The organism is Streptomyces sp. AK010, from assembly GCF_014207295.1.
In the GTDB taxonomy this organism is placed as follows: Bacteria; Actinomycetota; Actinomycetes; order Streptomycetales; family Streptomycetaceae; genus Streptomyces; species Streptomyces massasporeus.
On record NZ_JACHCX010000021.1, the window covers coordinates 61,016 to 85,966 of the forward strand.

20 protein-coding genes are annotated in these 24,951 nt (G+C 71.5%); 7 read left to right on the forward strand and 13 right to left on the reverse strand.

Annotation, left to right across the window (positions count from 1 at the left end; all coding sequences use genetic code 11):
* Position 1: 1 nt before the first annotated feature.
* Entirely contained in the window at positions 2-844 is an 843-nt protein-coding gene (locus HDC93_RS31265; RefSeq protein WP_185014198.1) for a hypothetical protein, read from the forward strand.
* Positions 845-904: 60 nt separating this feature from the next.
* Here the strand turns inward: HDC93_RS31265 and HDC93_RS31270 are convergent, their stop codons facing one another.
* Entirely contained in the window at positions 905-4,216 is a 3,312-nt protein-coding gene (locus HDC93_RS31270; protein WP_185014199.1) for a S8 family serine peptidase, read from the reverse strand.
* A 225-nt stretch (positions 4,217-4,441) separates the two neighbouring features.
* Between HDC93_RS31270 and HDC93_RS31275 the strand changes: the two genes are divergently transcribed.
* Together HDC93_RS31275 and HDC93_RS31280 are read left to right on the forward strand one after the other, a co-directional pair.
* Positions 4,442-4,900 carry an NUDIX hydrolase gene (locus tag HDC93_RS31275; RefSeq protein WP_311774667.1) on the forward strand — a complete coding sequence of 153 codons (459 nt, stop codon included), beginning with the start codon at positions 4,442-4,444 and terminating at the stop codon, positions 4,898-4,900.
* A gap of 254 nt (positions 4,901-5,154) precedes the next feature.
* Positions 5,155-6,912, forward strand: a complete 1,758-nt coding sequence (locus HDC93_RS31280; RefSeq protein WP_185014200.1) for a TIGR03767 family metallophosphoesterase — start codon at positions 5,155-5,157, stop codon at positions 6,910-6,912.
* Positions 6,913-7,108: 196 nt separating this feature from the next.
* Here HDC93_RS31280 and HDC93_RS31285 read toward each other — a convergent pair whose 3' ends face one another.
* Together HDC93_RS31285 and pepN are read right to left on the reverse strand one after the other, a co-directional pair.
* Positions 7,109-8,149 carry a hypothetical protein gene (locus HDC93_RS31285; protein WP_185014201.1) on the reverse strand — a complete coding sequence of 347 codons (1,041 nt, stop codon included), beginning with the start codon at positions 8,147-8,149 and terminating at the stop codon, positions 7,109-7,111.
* A 196-nt stretch (positions 8,150-8,345) separates the two neighbouring features.
* A complete protein-coding gene (pepN, locus tag HDC93_RS31290; RefSeq protein ID WP_185014202.1) occupies positions 8,346-10,925 on the reverse strand; it encodes an aminopeptidase N in 2,580 nt (859 codons plus the stop codon).
* 138 nt (positions 10,926-11,063) lie between these two features.
* On the opposite strand from pepN, the gene HDC93_RS31295 reads away from it, so the two are divergent.
* The gene (locus tag HDC93_RS31295; protein WP_185014203.1) at positions 11,064-11,702 is read left to right on the forward strand and encodes a DsbA family protein; all 639 of its coding nucleotides are present in this window, start codon (positions 11,064-11,066) and stop codon (positions 11,700-11,702) included.
* 207 nt (positions 11,703-11,909) lie between these two features.
* On the opposite strand, the gene HDC93_RS31300 is transcribed toward HDC93_RS31295, so the two are convergent.
* From HDC93_RS31300 to HDC93_RS31345, 10 genes are read right to left on the reverse strand one after another with little or no spacing between them, the layout of a single operon-like run.
* Positions 11,910-12,137, reverse strand: coding sequence for a hypothetical protein (locus HDC93_RS31300; protein ID WP_185014204.1), 228 nt, complete (start codon positions 12,135-12,137; stop codon positions 11,910-11,912).
* Positions 12,137-13,183: a glycerophosphodiester phosphodiesterase family protein gene (locus HDC93_RS31305; RefSeq protein ID WP_185014205.1), complete on the reverse strand. Its 1,047-nt coding sequence runs from the start codon at positions 13,181-13,183 to the stop codon at positions 12,137-12,139. Before HDC93_RS31305 ends, HDC93_RS31300 begins: the two co-directional genes overlap by 1 nt.
* Before the next feature lie 26 nt (positions 13,184-13,209).
* A complete protein-coding gene (locus HDC93_RS31310) occupies positions 13,210-14,634 on the reverse strand; it encodes an FGGY-family carbohydrate kinase (RefSeq protein ID WP_185014206.1) in 1,425 nt (474 codons plus the stop codon).
* A gap of 19 nt (positions 14,635-14,653) precedes the next feature.
* Positions 14,654-15,685, reverse strand: a complete 1,032-nt coding sequence (locus HDC93_RS31315) for a 2-hydroxyacid dehydrogenase (RefSeq protein ID WP_185014207.1) — start codon at positions 15,683-15,685, stop codon at positions 14,654-14,656.
* Entirely contained in the window at positions 15,682-16,779 is a 1,098-nt protein-coding gene (locus HDC93_RS31320) for an ABC transporter ATP-binding protein (protein WP_185014208.1), read from the reverse strand. Before HDC93_RS31320 ends, HDC93_RS31315 begins: the two co-directional genes overlap by 4 nt.
* Positions 16,748-17,584 (reverse strand): DeoR/GlpR family DNA-binding transcription regulator, encoded by an 837-nt coding sequence (locus HDC93_RS31325; RefSeq protein ID WP_185014209.1) that lies wholly within the window; start codon positions 17,582-17,584, stop codon positions 16,748-16,750. Before HDC93_RS31325 ends, HDC93_RS31320 begins: the two co-directional genes overlap by 32 nt.
* The gene (locus HDC93_RS31330; RefSeq protein WP_185014210.1) at positions 17,581-18,672 is read right to left on the reverse strand and encodes an ABC transporter ATP-binding protein; all 1,092 of its coding nucleotides are present in this window, start codon (positions 18,670-18,672) and stop codon (positions 17,581-17,583) included. The genes HDC93_RS31325 and HDC93_RS31330 overlap by 4 nt, the downstream gene beginning before the upstream one ends.
* Positions 18,669-19,493 carry a carbohydrate ABC transporter permease gene (locus HDC93_RS31335; RefSeq protein WP_185014211.1) on the reverse strand — a complete coding sequence of 275 codons (825 nt, stop codon included), beginning with the start codon at positions 19,491-19,493 and terminating at the stop codon, positions 18,669-18,671. Before HDC93_RS31335 ends, HDC93_RS31330 begins: the two co-directional genes overlap by 4 nt.
* Positions 19,490-20,374 (reverse strand): carbohydrate ABC transporter permease, encoded by an 885-nt coding sequence (locus HDC93_RS31340; protein ID WP_185014212.1) that lies wholly within the window; start codon positions 20,372-20,374, stop codon positions 19,490-19,492. Before HDC93_RS31340 ends, HDC93_RS31335 begins: the two co-directional genes overlap by 4 nt.
* Positions 20,375-20,378: 4 nt before the next feature.
* Positions 20,379-21,800, reverse strand: a complete 1,422-nt coding sequence (locus HDC93_RS31345; RefSeq protein WP_185014213.1) for a sugar ABC transporter substrate-binding protein — start codon at positions 21,798-21,800, stop codon at positions 20,379-20,381.
* Between the two features lie 156 nt (positions 21,801-21,956).
* On the opposite strand from HDC93_RS31345, the gene HDC93_RS31350 reads away from it, so the two are divergent.
* Genes HDC93_RS31350 through HDC93_RS31360 form a run of 3 tightly spaced genes read left to right on the forward strand, consistent with a single transcriptional unit; the run spans position 21,957 to position 24,838 of the window.
* On the forward strand, positions 21,957-23,429 hold the full coding sequence (locus tag HDC93_RS31350; RefSeq protein ID WP_185014214.1) for an FGGY-family carbohydrate kinase: 1,473 nt from the start codon (positions 21,957-21,959) through the stop codon (positions 23,427-23,429).
* The gene (locus tag HDC93_RS31355) at positions 23,426-24,049 is read left to right on the forward strand and encodes a histidine phosphatase family protein (protein ID WP_185014215.1); all 624 of its coding nucleotides are present in this window, start codon (positions 23,426-23,428) and stop codon (positions 24,047-24,049) included. The genes HDC93_RS31350 and HDC93_RS31355 overlap by 4 nt, the downstream gene beginning before the upstream one ends.
* A gap of 12 nt (positions 24,050-24,061) precedes the next feature.
* Positions 24,062-24,838, forward strand: coding sequence for an SAM-dependent methyltransferase (locus tag HDC93_RS31360; protein ID WP_185014216.1), 777 nt, complete (start codon positions 24,062-24,064; stop codon positions 24,836-24,838).
* The last annotated feature ends 113 nt before the right edge of the window (positions 24,839-24,951 follow it).

A 24,951-nucleotide genomic window follows, 5' to 3' on the forward strand; every position in this document is an offset into this window, starting at 1 on the left:
CGTGAGCGCCGGGCACGACAAGGACGGACACGACCAGGGCAGGCATGACGAGGCAGCGCTGATGGCGGTGATCACCGGCGAGGCGCCCGGGGACGACGCCCTCGCGGACGACGCCTTCATGACGGCGTACCGTTCGGCGACCGACGACGTGACACTGCTGCGCGAGCAGCTGGGCCTCATCAGCCGGGCGCTCACCGGACCCGAGCCGACGGCCGATCCGGGGCGGGCCGCCGACCCCGAGGGGGCCGCCGATCCCGAGCCGGGGGGAGGGAGCACGAGCGCCTCGGTGACCCCGCTGGCCCCGCACCGCACCCGCACCCGCTCCCGCACCGGCACCCGCTCCCGACCCCTGGCCGTGGCCCTGAAGGGCCTCGTCGCCGCCGTCGGGGCCGGCCTCGTGATCGGCATGGGCTGGCTCGCCGTGCAGAGCGGCGACCTGGGCGCCGGGAGTGATCAGGGCGGGTCGTCCGCCGCCGACAGTTCCGCCGGGCGGCCGCACACCGAAGGGGGCGCCAAGCTCAGCGGCGCCGGGTACCTCGCCTGCGCCCGGGTCGTCGTCGAGGGCACCGTCTCGGCGGTCGAGCCCGTTCCTGGCACCGGCCAGGATCGGATCACCCTGGACGTGACCCGCTACTACAAGCCCGACAAGGGCCGGGGGCAGATCACCTTCCCCCTGGAGACCGGCGCCGTGCCCTTGCTCCGAGCCGGTGACCACATGCTCGTCGGTATCTCCGGCGACGAGACCCACCCGGACACGTGGACCACGGGGGAGAAGGAGATCGCCCGCGACCGGGCGTGGATCACCGAGGCACTGCCCGCCTCGCGCACCTTCCCGTGCCCCTGAGGAGCAGCAAGAAGGGCGGGCGCCCGTACGGACGCCCGCCCCACGGCTGCCGAGTTACCGCTAGGGCAGAACCTTCTCGATCTTCACGCTGCCCACGCCCGCGACCGTGCCGCGCGCGTTGACCAGCTGGACCTGGCCGAAGAACTCACGCCCCTCGGGAGCGGCCGCCGCGGCGGTGACGCTGCCCGAGACCGTGGCGGAGTCGCCCGTGCCGAGCTTCACCGGAGCCGACCCCTCGACGGTGACGCTGCCGAGGGAGGGGGAGAAGAACACGTCCTGGTAGTCGTACTCCGTGGTGCCGGCCGGCACCGAGTAGCCGACGACCTCGATCGAGTACTTCCCGGCGGCCGGGGAGGGGATGGAGACCGACTCCTCCGAGTCACCGTCGGCGGAGCTGCCGACCTGCGCGCCCGACGCGTCGTACACGGCGAGGTCCAGGTCCGCGGCGTTGTCCGAGACACCGCCGATGGTGACGTCCAGCGACTTGGCGCCCGCGGGCACCTCGACCGTCGTGGTCTGCGTCTCGCCCTGCTTGATCGCGGGGCGGGCCGCCTTGGCCGAGCCCAGCGGGCCGCCGACCAGCTTGCCGTCGAGCGCGGCGAAGCCGTTCGTCACCTTCCAGGAGGCGGCGGCCGGGGTGCCGACCTTCGCCTCGGGCACGGTCACGGTCTCCGGGTCGAAGGCCGCGCCGAGCACGGCGACGTCCAGCTTGTACGGGTTGTCCAGCAGCGGCGACGTGCGGCGCGACTCGACCTCGATCTCCCACACGCCCGGCTGCGGGGCCGCGTACGACCGCAGGTCGGGGCGGCAGGTGTTGGCCGGGTTGTTGTAGTTCGGGTAGCAGTTGATCGTCGACGTCGGGTCCGACGGCACACCGTACGGGTGGATGGAGATGAACCGGGTCTGGCTCTTGTCCTTCAGCCCGCTCATGGCGACCTCGAGGGTCTTCGCGCCCTCGGGGACGGTGACGAAGTAGTGGTGCGAGCTGTTGCGCTGCACCGAGTTCTTCGCGGAGTAGGTGTGCTTCAGCGGCGCGGCGACCACGACCGTGCTGAGGACCTGGCGGTCGATGCCCTCGGTCTTCGGGTCGTCGACCTCCAGGATCGCGCTCTTGAGGCCCGCGGACTTCGGCGCGGCCTGGACCTTGACGGTCACCGGCTGGTTCAGCGGCAGCTTCACCTCGTCGGAGCCGACGATGCGGAACGTGCCGCCCGCGTTGTTCTCGAAGTGCAGCTCGTGCCGGATCGCCTTGTCGGCGCCGGACGTACGGGTCAGGGTGATCTCGTACGTCTTCTTCTGGCCGGCCTTCAGGCCGCCCTCACGGTCGTAGAGGCCCGTGCCGAAGCCCGGGGTCTTCAGGAACTGGTCGATCGCGGTGTCGACCGGCGCCTTGACCGTGTAGGTGTGGGCGGTGGCGTCGTCGCGGATGGCGTCCCAGGCGTCGGGGATGTTCATCAGGCCCGCGCCCTCCTCGTACGCCTGCACACCCTTGATGTGGTCGGCGGTCGAGGTGAGGGCCGTGCGCAGGGTCGCCGGCGTGAGGTCGATCTTCTTCTGCTTGGCGGCCGAGATCAGCAGCGCCGAGGCGCCGGTGGCCTGTGGGGAGGCCATCGAGGTGCCCTGGAGCATCGAGTAGCCGGCCGGCAGGGTGTAGCCCGCCTCGGCGACCGGGCCGCCCGGCAGCCAGGTCTGCGTGGTGTTGATCGCCGCACCCGGGGCGACCAGGGTCGGCGTGAAGCCGCCGTCCTCACGCGGGCCGCGCGAGGAGAACGGCATCATCGCGTACTTCTTCTCCACGACCGAGCCGTAGTTGGCGGCCCAGGTCTCCTTGGAGACCGACGCGCCGACCGAGATGACCTTGTCGGCCAGGGCAGGGTCGCCGATGGTGTTGGCGCCGGGGCCGGAGTTGCCCGCGGAGATCACCAGCTGGACGCCGTAGGTGTCGATGAGGCGCGTGTACAGCTCGGCGCGCGCGTTGTTGCCGTCGTTCAGCGCCGGCAGGCCGCCGATGGACATGTTGACGATGTCGACGCCCCGCTTGGTGACGAGGTCGATCATGCCCTCGGTCAGCGCCACGTTGGTGCAGCCGCCGGACCAGGTGCAGGCGCGCGAGGAGACCAGCTTGGCGCCGGGGGCGGCGCCGTTCATCTTCCCGCCGAACAGGCCGTTGGCGGCGGTGATGCCGGCGACGTGCGTGCCGTGCTCGGACTCGATGACGCCGATGTTCACGAAGTCGGACTTCTTGCCGACCCAGGAGCCGCCCAGCGGGTCCATGGGCACGTCCTTGCGGATCTCCACGACGAACGGCTGGCGCTCGGCGACGTCGGTGGCCGGGTTGTCGGTGCCGAAGTACCCGACCTGGTGGCCGTCCTTGTACGGCTTCATCGGGGCGTCGTCGCCGAAGTCGTTGTTGTTGTTCAGGTCGACCCGGACCGTGCCGGTCTTGGCGTCGTACAGCACGCCCCAGACGTCGGTGGTGTCGCCGTCCCGGTTGGCGTCGCCCTTGGCGTCGCCGCCCGTGGTGTACGACTCCTTGAAGAGGCTGACGGCGTACGAGCCCGCCGGCGCCTTGAACGACTGGCCCTGGTAGGTGAAGGCCGGGCCGGACACGGCCGTGACCATCGGGCGCCAGGTGCTGTCGTTGTCGATGATCGGGTCGGTCGCCGTCACCCAGTCGACGATCTTCCGCTCACCGGTCGTCGTCTTCTGCAGCGCCGGGTGACCGAGGTCCACGCCGGAGTCCAGGATGCCGATGGTGACGCCGCGGCCGTCGGCCTTCGGGTGGTCCTCGACGAAGTCGACCGCGCCCGTCTCGAAGGAGGGGTTGTACGGGTTCTCCGCCGGGGTCTTCTTGCCCGGCGCGGGGTACGTCCCCTGCGCGGCCTTGGCGCCCTTGGCGGTGTCCGCGCTCGGCGTCGGGTCGTCGAGGGGGATCTCCTCGCGCAGGTCGATGCCGTGCACGGAGGACAGCTTGGCGGCGGCGGCGATCGCCGAGTCCGCCTTGGCCGTCGGGACGGTGGCGCGGACGTAGCCCAGCTTGTCGTCGGCCCGGCCCACCGAGCCGCCCTTGACCGCGTCCAGCTGCCCGGCGACCTGCTCGGTCTTCCCGGGCGCGGTGGCGATCATCATCGTGACGGTCTTGTCGCCGTCGGCCTTGGCCTCCGCGAGCAGGTCCGCGTCGTCCGAACCGAGCTTGGCGTGCGCGGACTTGACGCTCGGGTCGGCCGGGGCGTCCGTGCCCGGCCCGTCGGCGGAGAAGGCCATCGGGATCGGCCCGGCCGCAAAGAGCGCGGCCACGAGACCGGCGGCCATGGCGATGCGGGCCACACGTCTCGGGCCCGATATCTGATCGCGCGGGGTGGGAGGGGTCATCGGCATCCCTTGTAGGTAAAGGAACGAGCGGGAAGCGACCGGGGCTCGATCGGCCCTGGTCGCACACGGTCCGAACGGCAAGCCCGGACGATCGCACAGCCTTCCGCAAGGGGAATGTCTTTGGGGAGGGTTGACCGAAACGAAATGGATGTATGGGGAAAACCCGCGATGCGATTTGTGAGCATCAGTCCCGAAGGTGGCGAAGAAATCGGTTAACGTCCCGGAGTGAGACAGAAGTTGAGGGTGGCGGCCTACGCCATATGTGTCCGGGACGGACAGATCCTCCTCGCCCGCTCACCCGCCCAGGACGGCACGCCCGAGTGGGTCCTGCCGGGCGGCGGCATGGAGCACGGCGAGGATCCCTACGACACGGTCCGGCGGGAGGTGGAGGAGGAGACCGGGTACCGGATCGAGGTGACCGGACTGCTCGGCGTGAACTCCTCGCACCGCGTCTTCCGCAACGGCTTCGGACCTCCCGTCGACCATCACGGCGTCCGGTTCGTCTACGAGGCCCGGATCATCGGCGGCGAACTGCGCAACGAGGTGAACGGCTCCACGGACTTGGCGGCCTGGCAGGACCTGGACGCCGTGCCCGGGCTGGTGCGGATCTCGATGGTCGACATCGCGCTGCGGATGTGGCGCGAACGCCCGGTCACCGGACGGCTGGCCGACGCTCTGGAGTAGGGCCCGACCGTACGGCGATGCAGGTGCGGTACCCCGGAAGATGAACGCCGCGTGACCGGTTCCCGGCCGGATCCGGAGCGGGCGACGACGCGCAGGGTAGTCCAAGATCCACGTTCGGTGATCGGCGCTGCGCGTTGCCGCCTCGTTCACGCGCAGGTCATCCCCGGTGCCAACGATCCAGTACGAGCGGGGTGTTCACGCCGTGAACGCCCCGCGACCACTGCCGACGCGTTCGCACTCGGGGAGAGAAGCGCATGTCGCGCACACGCTCAGTCGCCGGCTCCGGCCAGGGCATCCACCGTCGTTCCGTCCTCGCCGCCACCGGCGCGGTCGCCCTCTCCGCGGGCGTCGGCTACGCCCTGCGGCCCAGCGAGAGCCAGGCCGCCACGGCCGAGGAGGCCACGCAGGCCGTGGCGGCCTCGTCACGCCAGGCACCGGCCGCGCCGCCGGCCCCCTACACCAAGGGCACCACCGTGGCGTCCGTCGCCGCCCCGCGCGGCAGCTCCGGCTACCGGCGCCTGGGCGACGGACCCGGCTGGCAGCGGGTCGTCCGCTCCGACCTCGCCGCGCCCAAGCCCGGCCGCGCCGGGCGCCGTACCGCGCTCGCCGCGTTCGTGCAGCTCACCGACCTGCACATCATCGACGCCCAGCATCCGCTGCGCCTGGAGTACCTGCGCTCGGCCGACATCCACGCCTGGCGCCCGCACGAGGCGCTGACCGTGCAGGGCGCGATCGCGCTCGTGGAGCGGATCAACGCGCTGCGCGGCGCCCCCGTCACCGGCGCCCCGCTGCACTTCGCCATGACCACCGGCGACAACACGGACAACAACGCCAAGTCAGAGCTGGACTGGTTCCTGAAGATCATGAGCGGCGGGCGCATCACGCCCAACTCCGGTGACCCGCGCCAGTACGAGGGCGTCCAGAACAGCGGCCTCAAGCAGTACTGGCAGCCCGACGCCGCCGTCCGCGACAGCGACAAGCAGGTCGGGTTCCCGCACCTGGACGGCTTCCTGAAGGCCGCCATCCGGGAGGTCCGCAGCCCCGGCCTCAACCTGCCCTGGTACTCGACGGTCGGCAACCACGACTCCCTGCCGATGGGCTGCTACGCCTCGCACGGCGACTCCTACCTCACCGAACTGGCCGTCGGCGGCAAGAAGCTGATGAACGTGACCGCGGCCGAGGCGCAGCAGCTCCAGGCGCAGATCAAGAAGGCCCGTGACCCCCGGGGCGTCCGCTACCACGACTTCCTCAAGTCCCACGCCCGCTCCATGCGTTCGGTCACCCCCGACGAGAGCCGAGCCCCCTTCACGCCGGCCGAGTACCTCCGGGCGCACCTGGACCCGGCCCACCGCGGCGTCGGCCCGGCCGGCCACGGCTACTCCTCCGCCAACCTGGACACGGGCACCCAGTACTACGCCTTCCGCATATCCGACGACGTCATCGGCATCAGCCTGGACACCACCGACTCCGGCGGCCACTACGAGGGGTCGATCGGCACGGCCCAGCTGAAGTGGCTCGACAAGACACTGCGGGACAACAAGGACTCCTACGCGGTGATCTTCAGCCATCACACCAGCAAAACGATGACGAACCTGCGCAGCGACCCGGCGAGGCCGAACGAGCGCCGCCACAACGGCCAGGAGGTCCTCGCCCTGCTCGGCGGCCACCCCAGGGTGCTCGCCTGGGTGAACGGCCACATCCACAAGAACGTCGTCACGCCGCATGCCATGGCGAGCGGCGGCTCCTTCTGGGAGATCTCCACCGCCTCCCACGTCGACTTCCCGCAGCTGGCCCGGGTCATCGAGCTGGCCGACAACAAGGACGGCACGATCTCCCTGTTCACCACGCTGGTGGAGTCCTCGGCCCCGCACCGCACGGACTTCTCCGACCTCTCCCAGACCGGTCTGGCGGCCCTCTACCGAGAGCTGTCCCTCAACGCCCCCGGGGCGCGTACGACCCTCGGCGGCGACCCGAAGGACCGCAATACCGAACTGGTGCTCAAGAAGGGCTGAAAACTCGGACGCGGTGACCACCGCGGACGGCCGGCACTCCCTGGCCGTCAACTTCGACGGCGACTGGTCGGGGAGCACCGACGCGATCATCGAGGCGGAGTTCTGCGGCAAGTAGCGCTCCCAGCAGGAGGAGGGGCCGCGGTGAACGGTCGGCGGCCCCTCCTCTCCCCTCCTGGTCCTGCCCCCGCGTCCGTCGCTAACGGGGCAGCACCGCCACGTACGCGGCCGGTTCGCGGTCGGCCGAGGCCATCAGGGCCGTGCGGATGACCGTCGCCTGCTGTTCCGGGGAGTCGCGGAGCTTGCGGGGCGTGATGTGGACGACCGTGATGCCGAGCCGCTCCAGGTGCTCGCGCTTGCGGGCGTACTCGGACCACAGGGCGTCGTCGTCCTGCCGGGGTGCCCGGGTGTCGAGTTCGACCGCCACCGCATGGTCGGGCCAGTACGCGTCGAGGCCGCCGAGGTAGGGGCCGCCGGGCAGGCGCAGGTCCACGTTCCAGACCGGGTCGGGCAGGCCGTACTCGTGGACCATCCGGTACAGGCGGTCCTCCGCTCGCGCCCGGCCCTCGGCGAGCAGGGACTCCACCGCGTCCACCACGTGCGGGCGGCTCAGCAGCCGGGCCTGGTTCAGCTCGCGGACCACCGCCGTCGGGTCGCAGTGGGCGCCGCGGACCGCCTCCGTGAGCAGCCGGCGGACGATGACGGCGTCCGCGAGTTCGGCCACCGCGTCGGCCAGCGCCCGGGCGACCGGCGCCACCGGCACCCCCGTGACCTGCTCGGGGGCGGGCATGACGGATGTGCGGACGATGCGCACGCAGCCCGTGGAGCGCAGCCGCCGCAGCCGCGGGACCAGGACGTCGATGGCGTCCAGGGACGGCAGCGGGGGAGTGGAGGAGAAGCCGTGCAGCGTCAGCGCGGCCAGGCCCGTGATCATCACCTCGGGATAGGCGGGGATGTGCGGCCGGCCCGCGCCGGGCTGGGCCGGCACCCCGGTGCCGCGCTCCCGCGCCGCGTACATCAGCACCGCGTGCAGCCGCTCCTCGCTGGTCGGCGGGCCCGGGTGGAGCAGGACGACGCCGGGGAGGAACTGCTGCCAGGGGCCGCCCGCGCGGCACTGCTCGTTCGTCTCGGCCGTGGAGACGCCGTGTGAGCGGAGCTGGGTGGCCGTCATCACACGGGGGCGGCCACCGCCGGACAGGTCGTGCAGGGGGCGGGGGGAGAGTGGGGTGTTGTGGGTCATGACCCGCAATTTCCCGCGCTCCCACCCTCCTTGAACCGCTGTTACAGGTCCGTCGACAAAAACGGACAACCCGGCACTAAAGGACGAGTGTTCGGATGCCGAAAGCCCCTGGTCCGTTCGGTTGCGGGCCAGGGGTTACGGCTCACGGGGCACTCATCTCGTAACGAAGGCGGAACGTCCGGATCTCAGGCCAAAGCTACTGGTCAGAGGCCTCGTCGCACGCCTGTCCACGCAACGCCCGTGCCAGGTCGTCACGGGACTCCAGCACCAGCCGGCGCAGCGCCGGGGCCGCCTCCTTGTGGGCGTCCAGCCAGGCGTCCGTGGCGTCCAGCGTCTCCCGCGACTGCTGGAGCGACGGGAACAGGCCCTGCACCACGTGCATGCCGATCTGGATCGACCGCTCGGCCCACACCCGCTCGATCGCCGCGAAGTACTTCCCGGCGTACGGCGCGATCAGCTCCCGCTGCGAGCCCTGGGAGAAGCCCGCGATGGTCGCCTCCACCATGGCGTTGGACAGCGCGTCCGACTCCACGACCTGCGCCCACGCCTGCGCCTTGACCGCCTCGGACGGGCGGGCGGCCAGACAGCGCACCTGGTGGCGCTTGCCGGACGCCGTGTCGTCCCGGGTCAGCTCCCCGGCCAGCGCCTTCTCGTCGACGACCCCGTGCGCGGCCAGCGGCTCCAGGAACACCCAGCGCAGCTCCTGGTCGAGGTCGAGGCCCGCGACGGCGGCCGTGCCCGCGAGCAGGTCCCGCAGCAGCTCGAAGTCGGCCTCGGCGGCGGCCGTCCGGGCGAAGAAGCGCGCCCAGGCGAGCTGGTGCTCGCTGCCCGGCCCGGCCGCGTACAGCTCGCGCCGGGCGCCCTCGGCGAGCAGCCGTGCGGCCGTCTCCCGCCGGGCGGGTGCCGTGTAGTGGGTGACCGCCGACTCCGCCCACGCGTGCAGCATCTGCACGACGCCGATCTCGGACTCGCGTCCGCCGAAGCGCAGCACCAGGTCCACGAAGTCCCGGGCCGGCAGCAGCGCGTCGCGCGTCATGTTCCACAGCGCCGACCAGCACAGGGCACGCGCCAGCGGGTCGGTGATCGCGCCCAGGTGCTCGCGCAGGGTCGCCAGCGAGGTCGCGTCGAAACGGATCTTGCAGTAGGTCAGGTCGTCGTCGTTGACCAGGACCAGGTCGGGTGCCTCGGCGCCGGCCAGTTCCGCCACGACCGTGCGGGCGCCGTCGACGTCGGTCTCCACACGCGCGTACCGCTCCAGCGCACCGGCGTCCGTCACCCGGTACAGGCCCACCGCCACCCGGTGCGGACGCAGTTCGGGGTGGGACTCGGCGGCTTCCTGCACCACCGCCAGCTCCTCGATGCGGCCGTCCGCGCCCAGCAGCACCTGCGGCGTCAGCGAGTTCACCCCGGCCGTCTGGAGCCAGGACCGCGACCAGGCGCTCATGTCCCGGCCGCTGGTCTCCTCCAGCACCGACAGCAGATCACCGAGGCGCGTGTTGCCGTAGGCGTGCCGCTTGAAGTAGCGCCGGGCGCCCTCCAGGAACGCCTCCTCGCCGACGTACGCCACGAGCTGCTTCAACACCGACGCGCCCTTGGCGTACGTGATGCCGTCGAAGTTGAGCTTGGCGTCCTGGAGGTCGCGGATGTCCGCGGTGATCGGGTGCGTGGAGGGCAGCTGGTCGGCACGGTAGGCCCAGGCCTTGCGGCGGTTGGCGAAGGTGATCCAGCCGCCCGCGAAACGGGTCGCGCCGACCAGGGAGAACGCGCCCATGAAGTCCGCGAAGGACTCCTTCAGCCACAGGTCGTCCCACCACTCCATGGTGACCAGGTCGCCGAACCACATGTGCGCCATCTCGTGCAAGATGACATTGGCCCGGCCCTCGTAGGACGCCTGCGTCACCTTCCCGCGGAAGATGAACTCCTCCCGGAACGTCACCAGACCCGGGTTCTCCATCGCGCCCAGGTTGTACTCGGGTACGAACGCCTGGTCGTACTTCCCGAACGGGTACGGGTGGTCGAAGTGGTCGTGGAAGAAGTCCAGGCCCTGCTTGGTGACCAGGAAGACGTCGTCGGCGTCGAAGTAGGGCGCGAGGCCCTTGCGGCACAGGGCGCCGAGCGGGATCTCCAGCGTCGTACCGTCCGCGAAGGTACGCGTGTAGGAGTCCGTCACGTAGTGGTACGGGCCGGCCACCACACACGTGATGTACGTCGAGATCGGCTTGGTCTCGGCGAACCGCCACACCTCGTCGGCCTGCTCACCGGCGCCGTTGCTCCACACCGTCCAGCCCTCGGGCGCCCGTACCTCGAAGCGGTACGGGGCCTTCAGATCGGGCTGCTCGAAGTTCGCGAAGACACGGCGCGAGTCGGCCGGCTCGTACTGCGTGTACAGGTACACCTCGCCGTCCTCGGGGTCGACGAAGCGGTGCATGCCCTCGCCGGTGCGGGAGTAGGCGCACTGGGCGTCGACCACCAGCTCGTTGTCCGCGGCCAGGTCCTCCAGCGTGATCCGGGAGCCGTCGAAGACCTCTCCGGGGTCCAGATCACGGCCGTTGAGTGAGACGGACGTCACACTCGGGGCGATCAGGTCCGCGAAGCTGCTCGCCCCGGGCTCGTTGCAGCGGAAGCGGACCGTCGTGACGGAGCGGAACGTGCGGGGCCCGTCCCCGGTGTCCCCGCCGACCGCGGACCGCAGGTCGAGGGACACCTCGTACCCGTCGACGCTCAGCAGGGCGGCCCGCTCCCGGGCCTCGTCGCGGGACAGATTCTCACCGGGCACGGGCGGCACTCCTCAAGTGTCGTGGGGGTACGGCTGAACAGGACCGATCCTGCCATGTGCCCCTGACGCGGGGCAGCCGGGAATGACGGGAGCGCGTACCGGCGTTGCCCGAGAAACGGTTTCCCGCTGAGGAGAGACATGTCGGACAAGACCCCCGTCGACTTCTGGTTCGACCCGCTGTGCCCCTGGGCCTGGATCACCTCCCGCTGGGTGCTGGAGGTGGAGAAGGTCAGGGACATCGAGGTGCGCTGGCACGTCATGAGCCTCGCCGTCCTGAACGAGAACCGGCTGGACGAGCTGCCCGAGGAATACCGCGACATGCTGGCGACCAAGGCGTGGGGCCCCGTCCGGGTCGTCATAGCCGCCCAGCAGGAGAAGGGCCCCGAGGTCCTCGGCGACTTCTACACCGCGCTCGGCACCCGCATCCACAACCGGGGCGAGGGCCCCGGCAAGGAGACGGTCGCCGCCGCCCTGAAGGACGCCGGCCTGCCCGACTCCCTCCTGGAGCACTGGGACTCCACCCCGTACGAGCCGGAGCTGCGCGCCTCCCACCAGGAGGGCATCGACAAGGTCGGCCAGGACGTCGGCACCCCGGTCATCGCCGTGCCCGGCGCCGACGGCGAGCAGATCGCCTTCTTCGGCCCGGTCGTCACCCCGGCCCCGCAGGGCGAGGAGGCCGGCCGCCTGTGGGACGGCACCCTCGCCGTGGCCTCGGTCCCGGGCTTCTACGAGATCAAGCGCACCCGCACCAAGGGCCCGGACTTCTCCAACCTCTAGGCGGCTGCTGATGGATCTCCGCAGCGTCGCGACGCCCGGCACGCCCTCCCCCAAGCTCTCGGCTTCGCTCGAGCAGGGGGGACCGCCATGCCGCACGGTGCGAAGGGACAGGTGGCTGCGCCAGGTGACCCTCCGCACCGCACGCCGATCGCACGCACCGAACGCCGCTCCTTCTCCTGCGGAGATCCATCAGATGCCCCCTGTGCCTCACTCGGCGGGGGCGGGCCGGATCCTGAGCTCCTCCGGGAGCAGCCCGTCCTCGCCGCGGTTGAGATAGCGCTGGTACCACCGGCAGCCTGCCGCGGTGCAGCGCCAGTAGTCGTCCACGAAGTGCCCGGCCCCCTTCTCCGCCCGGACGGCCGCCCGCTCGGCGGCGTTGAACATCCGGAACTCCTGCATGGTGCCGCAGGTCCGGCACGCCCGGCTCACCGTCATCAGTTCCTCCTCGCGATCACCGCCAAGTCCGGGAAGTCGGTTACGACCGCATCGACCCCCATGCGGTAGTACAGCGCGTATTCCGCGAACGCGTCCCCGAAATCGTTCGGTCCGCTCTCGCGCCGGAACCGCTCCGGCAGGAACTGGTTCTCCGCGCGGAAGGTGTACGGCCCGATCCGCAGCCCCGCCGCGTGCGCGTCCGCGACGAGCGACGTGCCGACGAGCGAGACCTTGTCCGGGCCGATCCAGTCCGCGTACGCGGCGATCCGCGCCAGTCCCGCCGGGCTCATCATGTCCTTGTACGTCGTCGGATCACCGGCCGCGACCAGGTCGTACGGCCCGCCCGTCGTGCCCAGCGCCTGCCACAGCGGCACGCCCAGCCGCTCCGCCGCGATCCGCTTCAGGCTCGTCGGCTCGAAGGACTGCACGACGCACTCGCGCCGGCCGAGCCGGTTGCGGCGGATCACGGCCGCCAGCTTCGGCTCCAACGGCAGGCCGATCGAGCGGAAGTACGTCGGATGCTTGGTCTCCGGGAAGACCGCGACGGTCCGGCCGTGCTCCCGCGACAGCCGCCGCGCCAGATCCACGACCTCCTGGAAGGTCATGACCTCTTCCCGCCCGTCGAAGACGGTGTTGCGGTTGCGGACCGCCGGCAGCCGCTCCACCGCCCGCAGCGTCTTCAGCTCGGCCAGCGTGAAGTCCTCCGTGAACCAGCCGGTGACGGCCCGCCCGTCGACCGTCTTCGTCGTACGGCGGCCCTCGAACTCCGGCCGGCGGGCCACGTCGGTCGTCTGGGAGATCTCGTTCTCGTGCCGCACCACCAGCACGTGGTCCTTCGTCGGCACCAGATCCGGTTCGATCCAGTCGGCCCCGGTCTGCACGGCGTACGTGTACGACGTCGCCGTGTGCTCCGGGCGCCAGCCGGCCGCGCCGCGGTGGCCGATGACGACCGGGCCGCCGCCCTTGCGGGGTGTGGCGCCCGCCGTGCCGGCCGTGGCGGTTCCCGCGGCCGCCGCGAGCAGGAGGGATCTCCGTCCGAGCCGCATGCGACTCCTCTTTGTCGAAGACAGGTTCACGTGCGGGCCCGGTCCCGGGCCTGCGCCAGCCGGTCCAGGTGCTCCGTGTAGCCGCTCGTGTAGAACGCGGCCCGCTCCGGGTCCGGCTCGACGACCGCCGTCGGTTTCGTCCACGCCCGCGCGTCCAGCCCGACCCCGTACCGCTCGGCCGCCGCCAGGACCGCGCCCCGGGCGCCGACCTCGCCCTCCACGACCCGCAGCGGCCGCCCGAGCACATCGGCCAGCAGCCGCATCCAGGCGGAGCTGCGGGTGCCGCCGCCGCAGACGGCCAGGCTCCCGGCCAGGCCCGCCGCCTCCAGGCAGTGCCGGGCCGCGTACCCGATGCCCTCGCAGGTGGCGCGGACCAGATCGCCCCGGGTCGACTCCAGGCAGACACCGGTGAGTTCGGCACGCAGACGGGGTTCCACGAAGGGCGCGCGCTCCCCGGACGGCGCGAAGTACGGCAGCACACGGACGCCGTGCGCGCCCGGCGGCGTCCCGGCCAGCAGGCCGTCCACCTCGTCGTGCCGCACCCCGGTCGTCGACAGCACCCAGTCCAGCGCCGCCGTGCCGACCATCGCGGGCATGGCGCGCAGCCAGTGCCCGGGCCGGTCGGTGGAGATGTACAGACCGGCCGGTTCGCCGTTCAGCTCGAGCTCGGTGGTGGCGACCAGGCTGGCCAGACAGGTCCCGACGATCAGCAGTCCGTCCCCCGGGGACGTCACCCCGGCGCCCCGCGCGCAGGCCGGCAGATCGTAGGGCCCGTTCGCGATCCGGGTCCCGGACGGCAGGCCCTCGCCCCGCGCCTCGGCGGTCGCGACCGGGTCGCTGACCGGGGCGAGCAGATCCCGGCGGTGCCCCAGCCCCAGCAGCTCGACGACCCGGTTGTCGTACGTCCGGGTCCGCGGGTCCAAAAACGGCATCGACGCGTCCGACACATCCGTCGCCGAACCGGCCCCCGTCAGCCGCTGGAACACCATGTCCTTGCAGTACAGGGCCGCCTTCGCGGCGTCCAGCGCCGTCGGCTCGTGCCGGTCCAGCCACGCCAGCAGCGGGCCCGGGCAGCCCGGAAACATCGCGCTGCCCGTCCGCCGGAACACCGACTCGAACGTGCCGTCCGCCAGCCACCGGTCGACCAGCTCGTGCGCCCGCCCGTCCATCCAGGAGGCGGCGGGCCGCACCGGCCGGCCCTCCCCGTCGACCAGCCACACCCCGTCGCCCTGCCCGGTGAGCCCGGCCAGCTCCACCGGCTCCGGGACCCGCCCGGTCACCTCCCCGAGCACGGCGACGACCGCCCCGTACACCTCCTCCATGTCCTGCTCGACGACCCCGCCGTGCAGGGAGAGCTCCACCGGACGGGACGCCACGGCGAGTTCACGGCCCGTGGCGTCGAAGGCCGCCGCCTTGACCATGGACGTGCCCACATCGATTCCGACGTACATGCGGCTCTCCTCCGGGTCCTCAGGTCAGACAGTGCGCGAGCGGCTCCCCGCGCACCCAGCGGCCCACCTCTTCGGCGGCGATCCGGGCGGCCTTCTCCGCGACCGCCCGCGACGCCCCGCCCAAGTGGGGGGTGAGGACCACGCGTTCGGCCAGTCCCAGCAGCCGGGACCCAGCCGGCAGCGGCTCCCGCTCGTAGGTGTCCAGGGCCGCCGCCGACAGCCGCCCGCTCTCCAGCGCGTCACACAGCGCGCCCTCGTCCAGCAGCGGGCCCCGGGCCACGTTCACCACCACCGCGCCGGACGGCAGCAGCCCCAGCTCCCGGGCGCCGATCAGCCCCCGCGTCTCGGGCGTGAGCCGGGCGTGCAGGGTGATCACCCGGGAGCGGCGCAGGAGGTCGTCGAGCGAGGGCACGCGCAGGCCGTGGATCTCGCCGTGCACATACGGGTCGTACACCATCACCCGGGCCCCGAACGCGCACAGCACCCGCGCGACCCGGCTGCCGACGGCCCCGTACCCGACCAGACCGACGGGCAGGTCCTCCAGCTCCAGTCCGCTGTGCTCGTAGGTGTAGTACGTCGCGCCCTCCCAGCTGCCCTGCCGGGCGAGCGGGTCGTGGGCCTGGGGGATGCGGCGCAGGGCGGCCAGCATCATCCCCACGGTGAACTCGGCGGTGGCGGCGGCGTTGCGGCCCGGCGCGAAGCACACCCGCACGTCATGGTCCTTGGCCGCGTCCAGGTTGACGTTGACCGGCCCGCCCCGGCAGACCACGACCAGCCTCAGATCCGGGCAGGCGGCGAGGACCTTCCCGGTGACCGGGCCCATCTGCGTGACCAGGACCTCCGCCCCGGCCAGCGCCTCGATCATCGCGTCCTCGGCGTCACTGGCCTCCTGCACCTCGGCGACCGGCCCGAACGGCTCCAGCGGCCAGCCCAGTTTCAGCTCCCGGACGTCCGCCCGCCCCACCTCGTGCTCCACCGCCCGCGCGATCAGCGACGGCAGGACGAAGTGGTCACCGGCGGCCACGACACGCACGCTGTTTCCGTCAGTCATCGCAGGGAAGCTCCCGTCTCGGTGTCGAAGACATGGGTGTGCCCGGGGTCGGCGGTGACCCGGACCCGCTCGTCGTGCGCGAGCCGCACCCCGGGGTCGGTGAGGACGACCAGATGCCGTTCGACACCGTCCAGGGCGAGGGTCGCCAGGCCCGACTCCAGGAGCGGTTCATGGGCGACGACCCGGGCGGGCAGACCGCCCTCGGTGGTGAGGCGGACGTCCTCGGGGCGGATCCCGACCACCACCTCCCGCCCCCGGTCCACCGCCACGGGCAGCGCGATCCGCACCGTGTCGGAGAGCCGGGCGTGCCCGTCGCCGTCGGCGATGCCGGGCAGCAGGGTGATCGCCGGTTCGCCGACGAAGTCCGCGACGAACACGGTGGCCGGGCTGTCGTAGATCTCGTAGGGCGTGCCGAGCTGCTGGATGACGCCGTCCTTCATCACGGCGATCCGGTCGGCGAGGGAGAGGGCCTCCTCCTGGTCGTGGGTGACCAGGATCGTGGTGTGGCCCAAGTCCTTCTGGATGCGCTTGAGTTCCCGGCGGGTGGAGTCACGCTGGGCCGCGTCCAGGTGGGAGAGGGGTTCGTCGAGGAGCAGGACGTCGGGTTCGCGGATCAGGGCGCGGGCCAGACAGACGCGCTGCTTCTGTCCGCTGGAGAGGCCGGCCGGGCGGGCGCCGAGGAGGTCGGTCAGGCCCACCCGCTCGGCGATGTCCTTCACCTTGCGCTCGACGTCCCCCCGGGAACCGCGGGCGGCCCCGCGGCGGGCCTTCAGCCCGAACGCCAGGTTCTCCGCGACCGACAGCGGCGGATACAGCGCGTAGTTCTCGAACGCGACCCCGATGTTCCGCTGCCGGGCGGGCCGTTCGACGACCGATGTCCCGCCGACCAGGATGTCCCCGCCGGTGACGGACTCCAGCCCGGCGATCATCCGTAAGGTGGTCGACTTGCCGCACCCGGACGGCCCGAGCAGCCCGAGCAGCTCCCCGGACCGCAGGGTCAGGTCGATCCCGCGGACGGCGTCCACCCCCTGCCGCCCCCGCGACCGGTACGTCTTACGGAGTTCACGTAGCTCCAGTCCCGTTCCGCTCGCCATGGCCGCCCTTCGTCGCGCAAACCTCGTAACGGACCTTGTGCTCGTCCAGATCCCGCAGTGCCTCCCGCGACGCCCCGTCGTCCACGAGGAGCGTGTCGAAACGGGACAGCGGGACGACCCGGTGCAGGGCGACCCGGCCGAGCTTGGTGTGGTCGATCAACAGAACGTTGCGTGCCGCCGCGTCGAGCATCGCCCGCTTCACCGACACGATGTGCTGTTCCTGGTGGTAGGCGTAACCCCCGTGCACCGCCGACGTCGACGCGAAGCACACATCCACCCGGAGCTGCTGCACCGCCTCCACGCAGGACACCCCGAGGAACGAGGAGTGCAGCGGGTCGTAGTCGCCGCCCAGCGCCATCAGGTGGATGCCCCGCTGGCCGGACAGGAGGTTGATCGCCTCCAGGAAGTTGGTGACGACCGTCAGCGGTGTGATCTCGGCCGTGCGCAGCCGCCTGGCTATCTCCAGCGTGGACGTCGAGTCGTCCAGCAGGACCGCCATCCCGGGTTCCACGAACCGCAGCGCGTGCTCCGCGACGGCGGCCTTCTCGGCCCGCATGGTCTTCAGCCGGTACTGCACGTTCGACTCGAAGACCCCCGACGGCTGCGCGGTCACCCCACCCCGGAACTTCCGTACGATGCCCTGCCGTTCGAGCTCGTCGAGGTCCCGGTGGATGGTCATCAGACTCACCCCGAACCGCTCGGCGAGCTCCGCCGCCGTCGCCGAGCCGTCCGCCAGCACCTGCTCGGCCATGGCGGCCTGCCGCGCCGCGGGCCCCTGCTGTCCACCACTGCTGTTGCTGCTCATGACTGCGTCTCTATCCGTCGTCCCGGTCGCTCCGGCCGGTCGGCCTCGAACAGCAGCAGGTTCTCAGGCCGGACCACGAGCCGTACCGGATCGTCCGCACGCAGGCGCGCCGCGTCCGCCCTGGGGGCCACCAGCGACACCCGCTGCTCCCCGGTCCCGAGCCGGACGGTGACCTCGACGGACCGGCCGAGCACCTCGGTGACGTACACCGTCCCGGTCAGCTCGTGGCCCTCGCCGCCGTGCAGGGCGATGTCCCGGGGGCGCAGGCCCACCAGTACCTCCGTGCCCGGTGCGGCCCGGGCGCGGACCGGCAGCTCCACACCGCCGTCCGCGCGCACGCCGCTGTCCGTCACCACTCCCGGCAGCAGGTTGATCCGGGGCCGGCCGAAGGCGCGGGCGACCTCGGTGTCGTGGGGCCGGTACCAGATCTCCTCCCGTGTGCCCGTCTGCACGATCCGGCCCTGGCGGATGACCCCGATCCGGTCGCCGAGCGCGAGCGCCTCGACCGAGTCGTGGGTGACGTAGAGGGTGGTGGTGTGCTGCACGGCCCCGATCGCCTTCAGCTCGGCCCGCATCTGCTGGCGGAGCTTGGCGTCGAGGTGGGAGAGCGGCTCGTCGAGCAGGAAGGCCCGGGCGGGCCGGACCAGGACCCGGCCGAGGGCGACGCGCTGCCGCTGCCCGTTGGACAGCTGCCCGACGGGCCGGTCCAGCAGCCCCGAGATGCCGAGCAGTTCGGCGATCGCGCCGATCCGCTGCCGGGCCTCGTCGGCGGGCAGCCGGTGCCGGGGCGAGCGCAGCGGCGAGGCCAGGTTGTCGTAGGCCGAGCGGTGCGGGTAGAGGGCGTAGCTCTCGAAGCACATCGCCACGCCCCGGTCGTACGGCTCGACCCCCCGCATGTCCTCGCCGTCGAGCACGACCGTGCCGGAGTCGGGCTGTTCGAGCCCGGCGACGGTTTTCAGGGTGGTGGTCTTGCCCGCGCCGGACGGTCCGAGCAGACAGAGGAACTCGCCCTCCCGCACCTCCAGTTCGAGCTCGTCGAGGGCGAGGGTCTTCCCGTACGCCTTGCGTATCCCGCTCAGCCGGATCATGACTTCACCGCCCCGAACGACAGGCCCCGCACCAGGTACCGCTGGATCGTCAGCGCCAGCAGCAGCGGCGGTACGACGGACACCAGCGCGGCGGCGGCCGTGAGGTTGTACTTGGGCCGGTCCCCGCCGAGGAACGACAGGGCGCCCACGGTCACCGTCTGGGCCTCGTTGGAGGTGAGGATCAGCGGGAAGACGAAGTTGTTCCAGGCGAAGATGAACGCCAGCAGCGACACGGCCGCGATGCCCGGCTTGACCAGTGGCAGGGCGACGCGGAAGAAGGCCTGCCTGCGGGTGTAGCCGTCCAGCAGGGCCGCCTGCTCCAGCTCCGGTGTCAGATCGGCGAAGTAGGACCGCATGATCCACACGATCAGCGGCAGTGTGACCAGTTGCAGCACCCACACCATGCCGACGTACGTGTCGAAGAGACCGAGCTTCTGGTACAGCACGAACAGCGGGATGATCACGGTGAGTTCGGGTGCGAAGCGGAACGACAGCAGCGTGAACATCAGGTTCTCGGAGCCCTTGAACCGCCACCGCGCCGAGGCGTACGCCGCCGGCAGTCCCACCACCAGCGACAGCACGACCGCCCCGACCGACACCACCAGGCTGTTGACGAAGAACCGCACGAACGGGATGCCCTCGTTGTCGCCGAGGACCGTCCGGTAGCCGTCGAGGGTGGGGGAGAAGGAGAAGTAGGTGGAGAAGAGCTGGTCGGCCGGCTTCAGCGACAGGATCACCATCCAGGCGATCGGGAACAGCGCGAAGACGAAGTAGAGGACGAGGGCGGCGTCGCACAGCCATCCCCCCAGGCGTTTCCTCATGTGGTGACCTCCGCGGCCTTCCGCTGGATCTTCCCCAGGTGTTTCACCAGCACCATCGCGGCCAGGTACACCACGGCCCACAGGACGACCGTGTAGGAGATCCCGAAGGAGTAGCGCTGGAAGCGGATGGCTTCCAGGTACGCCCGGATCTGGAGCACGACGGTCGAGTCGCCCGGCCCGCCTTCCGTGAGCGCGTAGATGATGTCGAAGACCTTCAACGAGTCCATGAACCGGAAGATCACCGCGACCAGGACGTACGGCCACAGCATCGGCAGGGTCAGGCGCCGGAAGGTGTACCACCACCCCGCGCCGTCCACGGCCGCCGCCTCGAACGGGGAGGTGGGCAGCGACCGCAGTCCGGCGAGGGCGAGGATCGCCACGAACGGGGTGTAGACCCACACGTCCACGGCGATCGACGACAGCAGCGCGCCCGTCGGGGTGTCGGTCCACTGCACCCCGCCCAGCCCGAAGGGCTTGAGCAGGTGGTTGACCACCCCGACCGACGGCTGGAGCATCAGCTTCCAGATGATCGCCGCGATGACCGGGGCGATCATCAGCGGCAGGATCAGGATCTTCTCCAGCACCCGGCCCAGCAGGGACGAGCGGTGCAGCAGCAGCGCGACGGCCACGCCGAGCACGGTTTCGGTGAGGGCCGCCCCGACCGCGTACAGCACCGTCACCCACGCCGAGTTCCAGAACGCCTCCTGGGTGAAGACGGCTCTGTAGTTCTCGAAGCGCACCATGTCCGGCTGCGGTTTGCTCGCCGAGAAGTCGAACAGCGTGTAGTACAGCCCGAGTCCGAAGGGGTAGAGGATCCCGCAGGTCAGCAGCAGTGCCGGGACGATCAGGAGGTACGGGCGCAGGGTGAGCCGCCACCCCATCGCTCTAGCCCACCTTGCCGGCGAGGTCGTCCGCCAGCCCGTCCAGGACCGACTTCGCGCCCTTGCCGCCGTAGATCTCCTGGAGGGCCGCCGCCCAGCTGGTCGTCGCGTCGAAGAACTGCGCCTGCGGGGTGAACTGGATCTTCGTCTGGCCGACGACCGTCTCGAAGGTCTCCAGGAAGCCCGGCAGGTGCCGCATCTTGTTCTTGTAGGCGGCGTCGTCGGCGACGGACCTGCGCACCGGGTCGATGTGGTTGTGCGTGATCGCGCTCCTGCGCAGGTGCTCCTTGCCCGTGGCCCATTGCAGGAACAGCCAACTGGCGCTCTTCTTCTTGCTCTTGGCGTTCATCCCGAGCGACCAGATCCACATGTTGGTCGCCAGCGACCCGCCGGGCCCCTTCGGCCCCGGGTGGAAGGCGATCTTCCCGGAGGCGGGGCTCGCGCCCTTCACCGCCTGGAAGTAGGCGGCCGTGTCGGCGTCGAACAGCATCCCGGCCTTTTTCGCGCCCAGGTCGCTGGAGCACTGGTACCAGGTGTACGACGTCCAGGACGGCGGCCCGCCCCGCTTGACCATCCGGGCCCAGTCCTCGGTGAAGGCGACGGCCTCGGGGCTGTTCATGGCGGGGGTGAGCTTCCCGCCGTCGACGGTGAAGTCCTTCAGCCCGTTGCGGGCGTACATCGTCATGAAGCCCGGGTGGATGGTGGCCCAGCTCCTTGACCCGCGTACGGCGATCCCGTACATCCCGTCGAAGCCGGCGCCCGGCGCCTTGCGCTTGATGGTCCCGGCGAGTTCGGTCAGCTCGTCGAACGTCTCGGCCGGTTTCACGCCGAGCTTCCCGAACAGCTCGGTGTTGTAGGCGACGACGTTGGTCTCCCAGCCCCACGGCAGCGCGTACTGCCCGCCCTGCCCGAGCGGCGCGCCCGCCTTCAGGGACCACTGGTCGGCCTGGAGCAGGTTCGGGAAGAAGTCCGCCTGGTCCCATTCGGCGCCCGTCGCCGAGGAGTTGCGCATCCAGGGGCCGAGGTCCTCCAGCCAGTTCGGCGGCCCGTACTGCCACACCATGTACGCGCCGAGCATGAAGACGTCGTAGGAGGCACGCCCGCTGGACAGGTCCACGGTGAGCTTGTCGAAGTAGTTGTCCTCGGGGAAGACGTCGTACTCGACCTTGATGCCGGTCTTCTCGGTGAACGACTTCAGGTCGGCTATCAGGGCGTCCGTGTACGGGTGCTTGTTGAGCAGGGCCTTGACGGTGGTGCCCTTCTCCCGCTTCCAGTCGAAGGAGCCGGTGACATCGTCCGCCGCCGAGCCGTCGCTCTCGTCGTCGTTCCCGCCGAAACCGGCACCGCAGGCCGCGAGTAGCGGGGCCGCCGCCGCCCCGGCGGCGAGGGCGAGGAAGCGCCGGCGGTCGTGCACGTGCGTGTCCATCCGTACCTCCGCGTGGAGCCTGGTTAACACGTCGAGTCGACTCGTTAACAGAGGGTGGAACGGCTGAAGTTGGGCGTCAATCCCTCGCGCACGGGAAAATATCGGGGCACAGTGAGAAGTTCACAGATCCGGCTGCGACGGCACGGGAGGTTCCGGATGGTGGACGAGGATGCGGGCTGGCTGGGTATCGACCTCGGCACGCAGAGCGTCCGCGTGCTGCTCGTCACCGCCGACGGCACGGTCCTCGGCAGCGGCTCGGCCCCGCTGACCGGCCGGCGGGACGGGGCGCGGCACGAGCAGGACCCGCTGCGCTGGTGGGCGGCGCTGTGCACGGCGTCCCGGGCGGCCCTCGGCTCCGCGCCCGCGCGCCTGCGGATCGGCGGACTCGCGGTGTGCGGCACGTCCGGCACGGTCCTGCTGACCGACGGCTCCGGCCGTCCGGTGAGCCCCGCGCTGATGTACGACGACGGGCGGGCCAAGGCCGAGGCCGCGCGGGCCCGGCGGACGGGACTGGCCGTCCAGGACACCTGGGCGCTGCCGAAGGCGCTGTGGCTGCTCGGGGAGTACGGCGGCGGCTCGCTGCGCCTGGCGCACCAGCCCGACCTGATCGTCTCCCGCCTCACGGGCGAGCCGCCCCCGGCCGATTCCAGCCACGCCCTGAAGACGGGCTACGACCTCGACGGCGACCGCTGGCCGCGGGCCGCCCTGGACGGACTGGGCGTGCCCGACGGCCTGTTGCCGGACGTCGTCCGCCCCGGGACGCGCCTCGGTGAGGTCGGCCCGGCCGCCGCCGACGCCACCGGCATCCCGGCCGGCACACCGGTGTTCGCCGGGATGACCGACGGCTGCGCGGCCCAGATCGCGTCGGGCGCGCTGCGGCCCGGCTCCTGGAACTCCGTGCTCGGCACCACGCTCGTGCTGAAGGGCGCCGCCCGCGACCCGGTCCGCGACCCCTCCGGCGTCGTCTACAACCACCGGGCCCCCGACGGCACCTGGCTGCCCGGCGGAGCGTCGAGCGTCGGCGCCGGGGCGCTCTCGGCGCGCTTCCCCCACGCCGACCCGGCCGGCATGGACGCGCGGGCGGCGGCGTACGAACCGTCCCGTGCGGTCGCCTACCCGCTGGTGTCACCGGGGGAACGGTTCCCCTTCCGGGCGCCGGAGGCGACCGGGCTGATCCTGGGCGACCCCGCGGAGGACGCCGACCTGTGGGCCGCGCTCCTCCAGGGCGTCGGCTTCGCCGAACGCCTGTGCCTGGACTACCTGCACCACCTCGGCGCTCCCCTCGACGGCCCGCTCACCTTCACGGGCGGCGGCGCCCGCAGCCCCTACTGGAACCAGCTGCGCGCCGACATCCTGGGCCGCCCGGCATGCGTCCCCGAGCAGACCGAACCGGCCCTGGGCATGGCGGCGCTCGCCGCGTACGGGGCGTCGGGGGCCGGTGCGCTCGCGGACGTCGCCGAGCGCATGGTCCGCGTCCGGACCGTCGTCGAACCCCGCCCCGGCCGCACGGCCGCCTTCGCCGAGCCGTACGCGCGTCTGGTGGACGCCCTGCGGGACCGCGGCTGGCTGCCCGCGCCGGTCGCCGCGCACGCACACAGCCGACTGAGCCGGGATACTTCCGCTTCATGAGTACGACCCTCCTGCTGGTCCGCCATGGACAGACCGTCTGGCACGCGGAGAACCGCTACGCCGGCATCAGCGACATCGACCTGACCGACACCGGCCGCACCCAGGCCGAGGCCCTCGGCCGGTGGGCCGGCGCCCATCCCGTCGACGCGATCTGGACGTCCCCGCTCTCCCGCGCCGTCGCCACCGCCGAGCCCGCCTGCCGTGCCCTCGGCCTCACCTCCCAGAGCGAACCCCACCTGCGTGAATGCGACTTCGGCGTGCTCGAAGGCCGTACGCTCGCCGAGTTCGAGGCCGAGGACCCGGAGTGGGCCGCGGCCTACCGGGCCGATCCGGTGGAGCACTCCTTCCCCGGCGCCGAGGACCCGCTGGCGGCAGCGGCCAGAGGCGTGCGCGCCCTGCGGGACATCGCCGCCGCCCACCCCGGCGAACGCGTCCTGGTCGTCGCCCACAACACCCTGCTGCGCCTGGTGCTGTGCACCCTGCTCTCGATCCCGGTCGGCGAGTACCGCAGAGTGCTCCCACGGCTCCGGAACGCGGCGATCAGCGAACTGCGCATGAACTCCGACGGTTCCGCCGCACTCCTCTCACTCAATGTGCCGTGCGAGACCGATGTGCCGTAGCACCATGGGCACATGACGCAGATCGACACGTCGGTGCCGCACTCGGCCCGGATCTGGAACTACTGGCTGGGCGGCAAGGACAACTACCCGGTGGACGAGGCGGCGGGTGACGCGTACACCGCCGTCTTCCCCGGCATCGTGACCATCGCCCGCAGCAGCCGCGCCTTCCTGGGCCGCAGCATCCGCTACCTCGTCGAAGAGGCCGGCGTACGGCAGTTCCTCGACGTCGGCACCGGCCTGCCGACCGTCGACAACACCCACGAGGTCGCCCAGCGCCTCGCTCCCGAGTCGCGCGTCGTCTACGTCGACAACGACCCGCTGGTCCTCGCGCACGCCCGCGCCCTGCTCACCTCCACCCCCGAGGGCGCGACAGCGTACGAGCCGGTCAGCCTCTACGAGCCCGAGCAGATCCTGGAGGCCGCCGGTAAGACCCTGGACCTCACCCGGCCCACGGCCCTGATCCTCAGCGGCATCCTGGGGCACGTGGCCGACCACGAGCAGGCCCGCGACCTGGTCCGCCGTCTCCTGGCCGGCCTGCCCCCGGGCAGCCACCTCTCCCTCAACGAGGGCTCCCGCGGCACGGATCCGGCCTACGAGCAGGCCCAGGACGCCTACAACGAGACGGGCGCGGTCCCGTACTTCCTGCGGCCGGTCGAGCAGATCGAGGCGTTCTTCGAGGGCCTGGAGCTGGTGGAACCGGGTGTGGTCTCGGTGTCGCTGTGGCACCCCGAGCCGGGTGCGCCGACCGGGCCGGTCGGCCAGCACGGCGGGCTGGGCCGCAAGCCGTAGCGCGGCGAACGGGCAGAAGCCCCCCGCGAGTCACGTCCCCGCGGGGGGCTCCCTCTTACCGCCTGCCGTGCGTGAAAGGTGAGAAGACGATCACGAGGCAGGACGACTCAGCG